10 protein-coding genes are annotated in these 13,054 nt (G+C 69.1%); 6 read left to right on the top strand and 4 right to left on the bottom strand.

The window, feature by feature from the left end; translation table 11 throughout:
• On the bottom strand, positions 1–1,319 hold a 1,319-nt coding region (gene dnaG, locus BDIM_RS12985; protein WP_050796799.1), incomplete at its 3' end, for a DNA primase.
• Positions 1,320–1,492: 173 nt separating this feature from the next.
• Between dnaG and BDIM_RS12990 the strand changes: the two genes are divergently transcribed.
• Complete coding sequence (locus tag BDIM_RS12990; RefSeq protein WP_003166064.1) at positions 1,493–2,698, top strand: patatin-like phospholipase family protein; 1,206 nt, start codon at positions 1,493–1,495, stop codon at positions 2,696–2,698.
• Between the two features lie 183 nt (positions 2,699–2,881).
• On the top strand, positions 2,882–3,145 hold the full coding sequence (locus BDIM_RS12995) for a hypothetical protein (RefSeq protein ID WP_003166066.1): 264 nt from the start codon (positions 2,882–2,884) through the stop codon (positions 3,143–3,145).
• 3 nt (positions 3,146–3,148) lie between these two features.
• Here the strand turns inward: BDIM_RS12995 and BDIM_RS13000 are convergent, their stop codons facing one another.
• From BDIM_RS13000 to BDIM_RS13010, 3 genes are all read right to left on the bottom strand, one after another.
• Entirely contained in the window at positions 3,149–4,114 is a 966-nt protein-coding gene (locus tag BDIM_RS13000; RefSeq protein ID WP_003166067.1) for a hypothetical protein, read from the bottom strand.
• Positions 4,115–5,275: a glutamine-hydrolyzing carbamoyl-phosphate synthase small subunit gene (gene carA, locus BDIM_RS13005; protein ID WP_003166068.1), complete on the bottom strand. Its 1,161-nt coding sequence runs from the start codon at positions 5,273–5,275 to the stop codon at positions 4,115–4,117. It lies immediately after the preceding gene.
• 87 nt (positions 5,276–5,362) lie between these two features.
• Positions 5,363–6,670 (bottom strand): amino acid permease, encoded by a 1,308-nt coding sequence (locus BDIM_RS13010; protein ID WP_003166069.1) that lies wholly within the window; start codon positions 6,668–6,670, stop codon positions 5,363–5,365.
• Between the two features lie 268 nt (positions 6,671–6,938).
• Here BDIM_RS13010 and BDIM_RS13015 point away from each other — a divergent pair, with 268 nt between their 5' ends.
• The 4 genes from BDIM_RS13015 to BDIM_RS13030 all read left to right on the top strand — a co-directional run bounded on the left by BDIM_RS13015 (position 6,939) and on the right by BDIM_RS13030 (position 12,883).
• On the top strand, positions 6,939–7,640 hold the full coding sequence (locus tag BDIM_RS13015; RefSeq protein WP_003166070.1) for an HAD family hydrolase: 702 nt from the start codon (positions 6,939–6,941) through the stop codon (positions 7,638–7,640).
• Positions 7,641–7,827: 187 nt separating this feature from the next.
• A complete protein-coding gene (locus BDIM_RS13020) occupies positions 7,828–8,106 on the top strand; it encodes a ribonuclease E inhibitor RraB (protein ID WP_172575528.1) in 279 nt (92 codons plus the stop codon).
• Positions 8,107–8,117: 11 nt separating this feature from the next.
• Positions 8,118–11,417, top strand: a complete 3,300-nt coding sequence (carB, locus tag BDIM_RS13025) for a carbamoyl-phosphate synthase large subunit (protein WP_003166072.1) — start codon at positions 8,118–8,120, stop codon at positions 11,415–11,417.
• Positions 11,418–11,566: 149 nt separating this feature from the next.
• Positions 11,567–12,883, top strand: a complete 1,317-nt coding sequence (locus BDIM_RS13030) for an amidohydrolase (protein WP_003166073.1) — start codon at positions 11,567–11,569, stop codon at positions 12,881–12,883.
• Positions 12,884–13,054 lie beyond the last annotated feature (171 nt).

The following is a 13,054-nucleotide window of genomic DNA, read 5'->3' on the forward strand; positions in this document are numbered from 1 at the left end:
CCCGGCCGTCCGCCCGACTGCGGCGGCCGCTGCTGTTGCTGACGCGGGAACAGGGCGTCGAAGCGATCGAACAGGTCGCGCCTGTATTGCTCGGCCAGATCCTTGTCCTGCACCGCGTTGGCCGCCTGACGCAGACGCCCCTTCAGCCCCGCCTTGCGTTCGGGCGTGTCCAGCGGTTCGGCCTCGACCTCGCGGCGGAACAGCACCTCGGCGAAGGGCCGCGTCGTCGCCATCGCCTGACGCAGGGCGGGCGCCCCGCGATCGCGCAGGATGTCGTCCGGATCCTGCCCGCCCTCCAGCAGGGCGAAGCGGAACGATTTGCCCGGCTTCAACAGCGGCAGCGCCCGCTCGATCGAACGATAGGCGGCGCGCAGGCCCGCCGCATCTCCGTCAAAGCTCAGCACCGGCTCGGCCGAGACGCGCCACAGACGCTCCATCTGTTCTTCGGTCAGGGCCGTGCCCATCGGCGCGACCGCAGGCAGGCCCGCCCGCTGGCAGGCGATGACGTCCATATAGCCTTCGACGACGATGATGCCCTGCTCGCCCCGGCTCTCGGCACCCATGATCCGCCGTGCTTCCGGCAGGCCGTAAAGGGTCGCCCCCTTGTGAAACAGGGAGGTCTCCGGCCCGTTCAGATATTTGGCCCGATCGTCGGGGTTCATCGCCCGGCCGCCGAAGCTGACGATGCGCCCGCGCGCGTCCAGGATCGGGAACATCAGCCGGTCGCGGAAGCGGTCATAGGGCTGGCCGCCCCCTTCCGGCGCGATCAGCATCCCCGCCTCGACCAGATCGCCCGGCCGCGCCCCGCGCTGGACCAGCGCCTGCTTCAGCCCCTCGCGGTCGTTGGGCGCATAACCCAGGCCGAAACGCTCCCACTGGTCCTCCGGCAGGCCGCGCTTTTCCAGATATTCGCGCGCCGCCTTGCCGACGCTGCGGCGCAGATTGGCGGCGAACCACTTCTGGGACAGGTCCATCCAGTCGGCCAGACCCTGACGCTTCTGCTCGCGCTCGGCGGCCTGAGGGTCTTCGGCCGGAAGCTGCATCCCCGCCTCGCCCGCCAGACGGCTGACCGCCTCGACGAAGCTGAGGCGCTCCGTCTCCTGCAGGAAGCTGATGACGTCGCCGTGCTTGCCCGAGCTGAAGTCGTGGAAGAAACCCTTGTCGTCATTGACGAAGAAGCTGGGCGACTTCTCCTTCGAGAAGGGGCTCAGGCCGACGAACTCGCGTCCCTGACGCTTGAGCTTCACCGTCCGCCCGATGATGTCGGACGGCCGAAGGCGGGCCTTCAGCTCCTCAATGAACCGTTCGTCAAATCGCACGCCTGACCTATGCCGTCCGATGGCGGGCAAAGGCCAGCCCCCGTCCGCTCGCCGCCGCGACGGCCCCCGGCCAAAACGCCGCCTGGGGATAAGTCCGGGGACAACCGCCTGACTTCCTTCTGTCGCCCGACTGGGCTTTAAGTCGTGCCAGCCTTGCCGGAGTCCTTGCGATCATGCGCCACCTTCGCCTGCTGATCCTGCTGCTGCCCGCCGTCTTCCTGACGCTCGGCGCCTGCCAGACGATCCCGCGCCCGGTCTTCGACGCCGCCGATCTGGCCGCCGCCAGTCCGCCCTGGCGCTATGATTTCCGCACCGAGGACGAGCGCGCCCGCTTCGTGCGCGAGACGATCAACGCCCAGAACGCCGCCCACGACGGAGCCTTCGACATCCTGGCCCTGTCCGGCGGCGGGGCCAATGGGGCCTATGGCGCGGGCGTCATGGTCGGGTGGAGCCAGGCCGGAAACCGGCCCGACTTCGAGGTGGTGACCGGCGTGTCGACCGGCGCCCTGATCGCGCCCTTCGTCTTTGCGGGCCGGCGTTTCGACCCGGCGCTGGAGCACGCCTACACCAGCGGCCAGACCGACCAGCTGCTGAAGTCGCGCGGCCTCTACGCCCTGCTGCTGCCCGGCGTGTTCAAGCCCGAGCCCCTGACCAATCTGGTGCTCAACAACATCTCGCCCGAGCTTCTGGCGGCCATCGCCGAGGAACACCGCAAGGGCCGCCGCCTCTATGTCTCGACCACCAGCCTGGACACCCAGACCCAGGTCGTCTGGGACATGGGCGCCATCGCCCAGCGCGACGACCCGGCCTCGCGCCTGTTGTTCGTCAATGTGCTGATCGCCTCGGCCAGCATCCCCGGCGCCTTCCCGCCCGTCCTGCTGGACGTCGAGCATCAGGGCCGCCGCATTCAGGAGCTGCACGTCGACGGCGGCACGGTGTCCAGCTTCCTGGTCGTGCCGCAGGCCCTGCTGCTCGACACCCCGTCCAACCGCCCCCTCGGCGACGCCCGGATCTGGATCGTCGTCAACGGCCAGTGGGATCCTCGCTTCGAAGTGGCGCGCATCTCGGCGGTCAGCATCGCCGCGCGCAGCTTCGACACCATGATGAAGGCGCTGCAACGCTCGGATCTGACGGCCGTCACCCAGTTCGCGCACCGTCACGACATGACCCTGTCGGTCGCCGCCATTCCCGACGACGCCGAGGCTGACACCCTGGACTTCACCCAGGCCCACATGACCGCCCTGTTCCAGGCGGGCGAGGCCCAGGCCATGGCCGGCCGCGCGTTCGAGCGGCGCGTCGCTCCGGCAGAGGCGCGCCCCAGCCCCCGCCGTCGTACGGACCAGGCCACCAGGGTGGTCATCGGCCCGCCCGGCGGTTAGGATTTCATTAACCATATTGACCGGATTGCGACAACAACCATCTGATTACGAACAATATTTTTCGTATAACGGCGGAACTATCCACAGCTCCTGTGGATTCTTTCAGCGCCCCTGAGAAGCAGAGGCCGTTCCGACGGCGCCGCCGCAGACCGTGGCCGACGCCGTTCTCAGATGAGTTTTCGCATGTTCATCGCCATCGCCCGCCCGGCGGTGGAGCCCCAAGGCCCCGACGCCGTCGCCGTCCCCGGCTCTCCCGCTGTCCCCCCGCTCAAGCCGCGCGCGCTTCACGCCCGCCTGCTGGCCAACGCCGCGTTGAGGCGGCAGCGCGGCCGGCAGCGTCGGCAGGAGAATCGCAACGAGGACGCCGACTACTGGCTGCACGCCGCCTGCGTCGCCGTCGGCAAGGCGGCCGATCTGCGCCGCGCCGAGGCCGCGCCCCTGCCCTGAGCCTCAGCGCAGTTCGGGCAGACGCCGCGCCAGGGATTCCTTCAGCTTGCGCCCGCGCTCGGACAGGCTCTTGCCCCGCCGCCGCTCGCGCACCTCGAAGCCCCGCCCCCAACGTTCGTGCATGGCGGCCATCAGGGCCGGGTGGCGGTCGTACTGGTGCACGATCGCGCTGATCCCCCCGTCCGGGTTGACGATCCGCCCGTCCGCCAGGGACAGGTCCGCGCTCGGGGTCAGGCCGATCGTGGCGATCCGGCCGTAGTTGGGCGACGCCTCCCCCTCGACCAGCCCCAGATGCACGGCGATGTTGCAGGCCGCCTGATCAGCCCCGAAGGCGCCGCCGATCTCGGACCGGGGAATGGCCGCCAGCATCAGCAGGGTGCGGCAGAAGCGGATCATGCTCTCGCGCGGTCCCATCACCGTGCCGACGCAGACGCACGGCTTGTCGGCCAGCGCCCGCGCCACGTCCTCGCCGCCGACGCCGCGCAGATATTTCATATTGAAGGCGTGGCCCTTCAGCCCCCCGTCGTATTCGACGAAGAACTCGGACTTCAGCGGCGGCGGGTCGAAGGGCGGCGCCTGGAAGACCACGTCGCGCACATCGGTCATCAGCACGCTGCGCGCCCAGGGCCGCTCGCTCATCAGCCTGTCGAAGGCGGCGAACCGCTGCATCACCGGGTGCGGCCGCCAGGCGCCGTCGGGCAGGCAGGCGGGCGGGACCGACGCCACGTCGTGCTCGGCCAGAAAGGCCAGAAGCGCAGGCTCCTGATCCGTCACCAGCACCACCGGCCCGGCGTAGACCGCGCGCAGCGAGCGCACGAAGACCGCCACGTCGGCGGCCTCATACCCCGTGGCGTAGCCCAGGATCAGATCATGTTCGGCCGCCGCAATGCCTGGAGAAGCCCCCCTCTCCCCTGCGATCGCAGCAGAAACCCAGCCGAGATAAGCGGACTTCGCTGCGGGAGCCCCCATTTACGCCCTCATGGAATCCACGAAACGCTTGAACAGATAGAGGCTGTCGGTCGGACCCGACGAGGCCTCCGGGTGATGCTGCACGCTGAACACGGGTTTATCCTTCAGCGCAATCCCGCAGTTGGTGCCGTCGAACAGCGACACATGGGTTTCAACCACGGCCTCGGGCAGGCTGTCGCGGTCGACCGAGAACTCGTGGTTCATCGACACGATCTCGACCTTGCCCGTGGTCAGATCCTTGACCGGGTGGTTGGCGCCGTGGTGGCCCTGCTCCATCTTCAGCGTCTTGGCGCCCAGGGCGATGGCCAGCATCTGGTGGCCCAGGCAGATGCCCATCAGCGGCTTGCCGCTGTCCAGCAGCTTCCTGATCTCGGGCACGGCGTATTCGCCGGTCGCGGCCGGATCGCCCGGACCGTTCGACAGAACCACGCCGTCGGGGTTGCGGGCCAGAATCTCTTCCGCCGTGGTCGAGGCGGGGACCACGGTGATCTTCACCCCGGTCGAGGCCAGGGCGCGCAGGATGTTGCGCTTCACGCCGTAGTCGACGACCACCACCGACGTGTCGCCGGCCTCGGGCTGGGCGTAGCCGGTCGGCCATTCCCAGGCGCCCTCGGTCCATTCGAAGGCCTGGGTGGTCGAAGCGTCCTTGGCCAGATCCAGACCGACCAGGCCCTTCCAGTCGCGCGCCTGGGCCGTCAGGGCCTCCAGGTCGAACTGGCCGTCGGGGGCGTGGGCGATGACGGCGTGCGGGGCGCCCTTCTCGCGGATCAGCTGGGTCAGGGCGCGGGTGTCGACGCCCGCCAGGCCGATGACGCCGCGCGACTTCATCCAGGCGTCCAGCCCGCCCGAGGCGCGCCAGTTGGCCGGATCGGTCGGCACGTCGCGCAGGATGACGCCGCGCGCCGCGCGCTCGGGCGCCTCGCCGATCTGCTCGACGTCTTCCAGGTTCACGCCGACGTTGCCGATGTGCGGGAAGGTGAAGGCCAGGATCTGGCTCATGTACGACGGGTCGGTCAGGATTTCCTGATAGCCCGTCATCGAGGTGTTGAAGACCACTTCGCCCAGGGCCGAGCCGGTCGCCCCGACGCCGATCCCCGACAGGACCGTTCCATCTGCTAGCACGAGGACGCCGGTGGCGCCGGACAGGATTTGAGTCGTCATGGCGCAGGGCTCCTAGCAGTGAATACGGGCGGACAAACGGCGGCGTCGCTAAAGAGATGAAGGGGGCGTGTCAACACAGGCTTTCGACTATGCGCCCTGCGCGCGTCCCTGTCGCTTGCGAACCCACAGCCAGGCCAGGCTGGTCACGGCGAAGAAGCCGACGCTGGGCCAGATGTAGCCCCCCGCCGCCGCCGCGACCGCAAAGGCCGAGAACACCGCCCCGCCGACGGCCAGCAGACGCCAGCCCGGCTTGGTCGTCAGCTTCCACAGCGTCACCGAACACAGGGCGTAGAGGCACAGCGTCAACACCGAGGTCACGCCGATCAGCACGCCGAACTGCTGGCCCAGGGTCGGCTGGGCGCTGGCGATCACCATGGCGCTCATGATGACGCCGTTGATCAGGGGGTTGGACAGGGGCGTCTTGCCCTTCTGCGCCCCGCCGAACCAGCGCGGCAGCCAGCCCGCCTCGGCCGAGGCGCGGGCCGTCTCGCCCCCCATCATGGTCCAGCCCGCAATGGTGCCGGTCGCCTTGATGACGGCGCAGGCCGCCACCAGACCGGCCACGGATGCCCCCATCACTCGCGCCACCAGATCGGCGTAGGGGCTGGTCGAATGGGCCAGGACATCGGCCGGGATGACGCCGAACACGGCCACGCTGGCCGCCACATAGACGACGAAGGCCAGCAGCACCCCGCCCAGCGACGCGCGGCCCACGTCGGTCGCCGGGTTCTTGACCTGGCTGGACAGGGCCGCCGCGCTCTCGACGCCCAGGAAGGCCCAGAAGATCACGGCCAGCGAGGCCGGAACCGTCTTCATCAGCGGCTCGCCCGCCGGGCTCCACGAGGCGGCGAAGGTCTCGCCGCTGAAGGCGATGACGCCGGCGATGATGGCCAGGCCGATCGGGATCAGCCCCAGCACCAGGGTGATCGCCCCGAACCGCGCCGCCGTCTTCGACCCCGCCGCATAGGCCGCCGTCGTCAGCCAGATCAGCGCCAGATTGCTGAGCGCCCCCCACATCGGCTCCTTCAGCGCCGGGAAGAAGAAGGCCAGATAGCCGGTCCCCGCCACCGCCACGGCGACGTTGCCGGTCAGGCAGGCCGCCCAATAGGCCAGCCCCGTCTGATAGCCTAGAAACCGTCCCAGGCCGCGCCGGGCGAAGTCCGACAGGCCGTCGGCCTCCGGCTGCATCCGCCCCAGACCGCCGAACACCAGCGCCAGGGTCACGGCTCCGATCCCGCAGACGAGCCAGCCGATGACGCTCGAGCTGCCGGTCGGCGCCAGGGTGGCGGGCAACAGGTAGACGCCCGATCCGATCATGTTCCCCGCCACCACCAGGGCGGCCAGGCCCCAGCCGATGCGGCGCGAGGGTTCAGGCAGGATGTCGACTTGGCTCATGTCCGCCGCATAGACCGAAATGTCGCAGCCGTCGCCATGAAGATTGCGGCCTCTGCTTCCTCCGTCATTCCCCGGCCAGCCGCGAAGCGGCGCAGACCGGGGAACCCAGCGGCGCCCGTCAGGGCGAAAACCCCGCGCTCAGCGCTTGCAGTGAAGATCGCCTACGGCGCCGCTGGATCCCCCGGTCTCGCGATACTCGCCGGAGGATGACGGAGTCGATTGCTCCAAGGCGTGCTAATGCCCCGGCCAGAAGTTCTGGAGTTCGCCCATGCCCGTCACCACGGTCGGCCTCGATGCCGACGACACCCTCTGGCACAATGAGACCATCTTCCGCCTGAGCCAGAAGCGGTTCGCCGAACTGCTGGCCGACCACGCCGAAGAGCCGGTGATGATGGACCGCCTGGCCCAGGTCGAGCGGCGCAACCTGCGGCTCTACGGCTACGGCGTGAAGGGCTTCACCCTGTCGATGCTGGAGACGGCGATGGAGCTGTGCGACGGCTCGGCCCCGCCCCACATCGTGCGCGAGATCCTGGCCGCCGGGCGCGAGATGCTGGTCCACCCGGTCGAGACCCTGCCCGGCGTCGACGAGACCCTGGCCGAACTGGCCGAGAGCTACCGCCTGGTGCTCGTGACCAAGGGCGACCTGATGGACCAGGAGCGCAAGCTGGCGGCCTCGGGCCTGGGCGAGCTGTTCGCCGCCGTCGAGATCGTGTCGGAGAAGGACCGCTCGACCTATGACCGCGTCTTCGCCCGCCACGGCTCAGGCGCGGCCGAGGCGGTGATGGCCGGCAATTCCATGAAGTCCGACGTCCTGCCCGCCATCGAGGCCGGCGCCTGGGCGGCGCACATCCCCTACCACATCACCTGGGCCCACGAACTGGCCGACGCGCCGGAGGGCAACCCCCGCTACGTCAGCCTCAGCCGCATCGCCGAACTGCCCGACTGGATCGCCGCGATCGACGACAAATAAGAGTCGGCGGGGCGGGCTCCCCAAGAAATCGCGCCCGCCCCATTCTGGCCCTTGCCCCCCGGTCCCTCCCTCTCTAAACGGGCCGCTTAACCGACAACCTGAACGGATCGGCCGCGAGCGCGCTCGCGCCCGTCCGTCTGCGCGCGTGGAGACCGCCGCCCTGACCAGCCACGAAGAAAAGGACGCCATGGTGCGCGCCGCGCTCGCAGAGCAGGGCGACAGCGGGATCACCCCGCGCCATACGCTGTTCTACTTCTACGGCGAGGAAGAGGCGCACGGCGACCTGTGCGAGGTGGCCCGCCGTGCGGGCTTCCTGACGCGGGGCCAGGGCGACATGACCGTCCTGGAGACCACCATGCCGGTCGACGAGGCGTCGTTTTCGCCAGTGTCGGCCATGATGCAAACCTGGGCCGCGGCCTTCCAGCTCGACTACGACGGCTGGGAGTGCGCGGTCGTGACGAACTGAGACGAACGCCGATGCCCAAGCGCACAGACATCCAGTCCATCCTGATCATCGGCGCCGGTCCGATCGTCATCGGCCAGGCGTGCGAGTTCGACTATTCCGGCGTTCAGGCCTGTAAGGCGCTGAAGGCCGAGGGCTACCGGGTCATCCTGGTCAACTCGAACCCCGCCACCATCATGACCGACCCGGAGGTGGCCGACGCCACCTATATCGAGCCGATCACCCCCGAGATGGTCGAGAAGATCATCGCCAAGGAGAAGCCGGACGCCCTGCTGCCCACCATGGGCGGCCAGACGGCGCTGAACACCGCCCTGGCTTTGAACGCCTCGGGCGCCCTGGCCCGTCACGGCGTCGAGATGATCGGCGCCAAGGCCGAGGTCATCGACAAGGCCGAGGACCGTCAGAAGTTCCGCGACGCGATGGACAAGCTGGGTCTGGAATCGCCCCGCTCGCGCGCCATCCACCATATCGAGGAAGCCGACGACGCTTTGGCCTTCGTGGGCCTGCCCGCCATCATCCGTCCGTCGTTCACGCTGGCGGGCACCGGCGGCGGCATCGCCTACAACGTCGAGGAATTCCACGAGATCGTGGAGCGGGGCCTGGACCTGTCGCCGACCACCGAAGTGCTGATCGAGGAGTCGGTGCTGGGCTGGAAGGAATATGAGATGGAGGTCGTCCGCGATCATGCGGACAACTGCATCATCATCTGCTCGATCGAGAACATCGACCCGATGGGCGTCCACACCGGCGACAGCATCACCGTCGCCCCGGCCATGACGCTGACGGACAAGGAGTATCAGATGATGCGCGCGGCCTCGATCGCCGTGCTGCGCGAGATCGGGGTGGAGACGGGCGGCTCGAACGTCCAGTTCGCGGTCAACCCCAAGGACGGCCGTCTGGTCGTCATCGAGATGAACCCGCGCGTGTCGCGCTCCTCGGCGCTGGCGTCCAAGGCCACCGGCTTCCCGATCGCCAAGATCGCCGCCAAGCTGGCCGTCGGCTATACGCTGGACGAGCTGAAGAACGACATCACCATGGTGACCCCGGCCAGCTTCGAGCCGGCCATCGACTACGTCGTCACCAAGATCCCGCGCTTCGCCTTCGAGAAATATCCGGGCTCCGAACCGTCGCTGACCACGGCGATGAAGTCGGTCGGCGAGGTCATGGCCATCGGCCGCACCTTCCAGGAATCCATGCAGAAGGCCCTGCGCGGGCTGGAGACGGGCCTGAACGGCTTCGACGACATCGAGATCGACGGCGTGGCCGGAGCCGAGGACGACGCCGCGATCAAGGCCGCCGTCACCCGCGCCCTGGGCCTGCCGACGCCGGACCGCATCCGCGTCATCGCCCAGGCCTTCCGCCACGGCCTGACCGTGGAAGAAGTGCAGGCCGCCTGTTCGTATGAGCCGTGGTTCCTGCGCCAGATCGCCGATCTGATCCGCACCGAGGGCCACGTCCGCGTTCAGGGCCTGCCCACGGACGCCACCGACTTCCGCAAGCTGAAGGCCAAGGGCTTCTCCGACGCCCGTCTGGGCGCCCTGACCGGCAAGACCGAGGGCGAGGTCCGCAAGGCCCGCCGCGCGCTGGACGTGCGCCCGGTGTTCAAACGCATCGACACCTGCGCCGCCGAGTTCGCCAGCGCCACCGCCTATATGTATTCGACCTATGAGACCGGCGCCCTGGGTCAGATCCCGGCCTGCGAGGCCGAGGTGTCGGACCGCAAGAAGGCCGTCATCCTCGGCGGCGGTCCCAACCGCATCGGCCAGGGCATCGAGTTCGACTACTGCTGCTGCCACGCGGCCTTCGCCTTCGACGACATCGGCGTCGAGAGCATCATGGTCAACTGCAACCCCGAGACGGTCTCGACCGACTACGATACCTCCGACCGCCTGTATTTCGAGCCGCTGACGGCCGAGGACGTGCTGGAGCTGATCGACGTCGAACGCTCCAAAGGCGAACTGATCGGCGTCGTCGTCCAGTTCGGCGGCCAGACTCCGCTGAAGCTGGCCCATGCGCTGCAGGAAGACGGCGTGCCGATCCTGGGCACCAGCGTCGACAGCATCGACCTGGCCGAGGACCGCGAGCGCTTCCAGCAGATGCTTCAGGCCATCGGCCTGCAACAGCCGCCCAACGCCCTGGCCCGCTCGGCCGAGGAAGCCGCGATCAAGGCCGAGGAGGTCGGCTATCCGGTCGTCCTGCGCCCGTCCTACGTCCTGGGCGGCCGCGGCATGATGATCGTCCACGACCGCGAGGGTCTGGACCGCTACGTCGGCGAGGCCATGCGCGTCTCGGGCGACGACCCCGTCCTGATCGACCACTATCTGAACCGCGCCACCGAGGTGGACGTGGACGCCCTGTGCGACGACGAGACCGTCTTCGTCGCCGGTGTGCTGGAGCACATCGAGGAAGCCGGCGTCCATTCGGGCGACAGCGCCTGCTCCATGCCGCCCTTCTCCCTGCGCCCCGAGACGGTGGCCGAGCTGAAGCGCCAGACCACCGCCATGGCCAAGGCCCTGAAGGTGCGCGGCCTGATGAACGTGCAGTTCGCCATCGAGGAGCCGCACAGCGAGAACCCGCGCATCTTCGTGCTGGAAGTGAACCCGCGCGCCAGCCGCACGGCGCCCTTCGTCGCCAAGACCATCGGCCAGCCGGTCGCCGCCATCGCCGCCAAAGTCATGGCCGGGGTTCCGCTGTCGTCCTTCGGCCTGGTCGACAAGGAACTGGACCACATCGCGGTCAAGGAAGCCGTCTTCCCGTTCGCACGCTTCGCCGGGGTCGACACCATCCTGGGCCCGGAAATGCGCTCGACCGGCGAGGTCATGGGCCTGGACTGGAAGCGCGAAGGCGAGGCCGATCTGGCCCCCGCCTTCGCCCGCGCCTTCGCCAAGTCCCAGACCGGCGGCGGCACCATCCTGCCGACCGAGGGCACGGCCTTCGTCTCGGTGCGCGACGCCGACAAGCCCTTCATCGTCGAGGCGGTGAAGACCCTGCTGGCGCAGGGCTTCTCGGTCATCGCCACCGGCGGCACCCACAGCTACCTGACCGAACAGGGCCTTGAGGTCGGTCTGGTCAAGAAGGTGCTGGAAGGCCGTCCGAACATCGTCGACGCCATGAAGAACGGCGAGGTCCAGCTGGTCTTCAACACCACGGACGGCAAGCAGGCCCTGGCCGACAGCTTCTCGATCCGCCGCACGGCGCTGATGATGAAGATCCCCTACTACACCACGGCGTCCGGCTCCCTGGCCGCCGCCCAGGCCATCGCCGCCGTCCGCCACGGCGAAATGGATGTCCGCCCGATCCAGTCCTACAACTGAGATCAGGCTTCGACCTGAACAAAGGCCCCCGGCGATCGCTCGCCGGGGGCTTTTTCGTGCCCCGCCTAGGCGCCGCCATCACCCCTTCCCCGGTTGCCCCCTTCCCACCAGCGGTTAAGGTCGTGCGTGACATTGGAGGGGACGCCATCATGAAGAAGACCACGCTCACCGCTATCCTGGCCGCCGTTCTGACGGCCGGTGCCGCTCCCGCCATCGCCCAGGACGCGGGGCTGAAGGCGGCGGTCAAGGCGGACTACGACGCCAACCTGGCCAGCCTGTTCGACCACTTCCACCGCAACCCCGAACTGTCCGGCCTCGAAGTCCAGACCGCCGCCCGCATGGCGCAGGAGCTGCGCGCCCTGGGCTATGACGTGACCACCGGCGTCGGCGGCACGGGCGTGGTCGCCGTCCTGCGCAACGGCCCCGGACCGACCGTCATGATCCGCGCCGACATGGACGGCCTGCCGGTCGAGGAGAAGTCGGGCCTCGCCAACGCCTCCACCGCCCGCCAGGTCGACAGCGACGGCGTGGAGAAGCCCGTCATGCACGCCTGCGGCCACGACGTTCACATCACCGCCCTGGTCGGCACGGCGCGCCAGATGCAGGCGCGCAAGGCCAACTGGTCGGGCACGCTCGTCCTGATCGCCCAGCCGGCCGAGGAGCGCATTTTCGGCGCCCGCGCCATGGTCGAGGACGGCCTCTACTCCCGCTTCCCCAAGCCGGACTACGCCCTGGCCTTCCACGTCTCGGCCGACACCCCGACCGGCAAGATCGAGGCGCCGTTGGGCATCACCTCCTCCAGCTCGGACAGCGTGGACATCGCCGTCCACGGCGTCGGCACGCACGGCGCCTCGCCGCACATGGGGGTCGATCCCATCCTGGTCGCCTCGCACATCGTGGTGGCGCTGCAGTCCCTGCGCAGCCGCGAGACCAATCCGCTGGAGGGCGCCGTGGTCACGGTCGGCGCCATTCGCGGCGGCATCAAGCACAACATCATCTCGGACCGCGTGGACCTGCAGCTGACCGTCCGCGCCGACAGCCCCGAGGTGCGCGCCCAGTTGCTGGACGGCATTGACCGCATCGCCCGCAACACGGCCCTGGCCCTGGGCGTGCCCGACGACAAGCTGCCGACGGTGGTGCGTTCGCCCCTTGAGAACACCCCGCCGACCATCAACGACGCCGAGACCGCCACCCGCGTGCGCGCCGCCCTGACCGCGGGTCTGGGCGACGACGTGCTGATCGACAAGCCGCGCGGCGGCATGGGCGCCGAGGATTTCGCCTATTTCGTCACCCCCGAAAGCGGGGTGAAGGGCGTCTACTTCAGCGTCGGCGGCACCCCGCCCGCACAGGTGGACGACGCCCCCGGCCACCACTCGCCCCTGTTCCGCATCACGCCCGAACCCGCCGTCACCCTGGGCGTCGAAGGCTCGGTCCTGGCCGCCGAGGCCCTGATGCCCAAGCGTTAGGCGAGGGGCGCTGAACCCGGCGGCGCCGCAGCCGTTCCTCAGGCAGGTTCCGCTTCCCGAGGAGACGCCGCCGATGCCCCTGCCCCGCCTTTCCACCCTGCTGGGCGGCCTGCTGCTGTCCCGCCGGGGCCGCAGCATGACCGCCCGCCACGCGGGCAAGATCGCCCTGGC

Origin of the sequence: Brevundimonas diminuta ATCC 11568 (genome assembly GCF_000204035.1) — a bacterium.
In the GTDB taxonomy this organism is placed as follows: domain Bacteria; phylum Pseudomonadota; class Alphaproteobacteria; order Caulobacterales; family Caulobacteraceae; genus Brevundimonas; species Brevundimonas diminuta.

Excerpts from the sequence above, each read along its gene's own strand:
- BDIM_RS13010 (WP_003166069.1), bottom strand. The coding sequence starts at position 6,670 with ATGAGCCAAGTCGACATCCTGCCTGAACCCTCGCGCCGCATCGGCTGG.
- BDIM_RS13020 (WP_172575528.1), top strand. The coding sequence starts at position 7,828 with ATGGTGCGCGCCGCGCTCGCAGAGCAGGGCGACAGCGGGATCACCCCG.
- BDIM_RS12995 (WP_003166066.1), top strand. The coding sequence starts at position 2,882 with ATGTTCATCGCCATCGCCCGCCCGGCGGTGGAGCCCCAAGGCCCCGAC.
- BDIM_RS13015 (WP_003166070.1), top strand. The coding sequence starts at position 6,939 with ATGCCCGTCACCACGGTCGGCCTCGATGCCGACGACACCCTCTGGCAC.
- BDIM_RS13030 (WP_003166073.1), top strand. The coding sequence starts at position 11,567 with ATGAAGAAGACCACGCTCACCGCTATCCTGGCCGCCGTTCTGACGGCC.
- carB (WP_003166072.1), top strand. The coding sequence starts at position 8,118 with ATGCCCAAGCGCACAGACATCCAGTCCATCCTGATCATCGGCGCCGGT.
- BDIM_RS13000 (WP_003166067.1), bottom strand. The coding sequence starts at position 4,114 with ATGGGGGCTCCCGCAGCGAAGTCCGCTTATCTCGGCTGGGTTTCTGCT.
- BDIM_RS12990 (WP_003166064.1), top strand. The coding sequence starts at position 1,493 with ATGCGCCACCTTCGCCTGCTGATCCTGCTGCTGCCCGCCGTCTTCCTG.
- carA (WP_003166068.1), bottom strand. The coding sequence starts at position 5,275 with ATGACGACTCAAATCCTGTCCGGCGCCACCGGCGTCCTCGTGCTAGCA.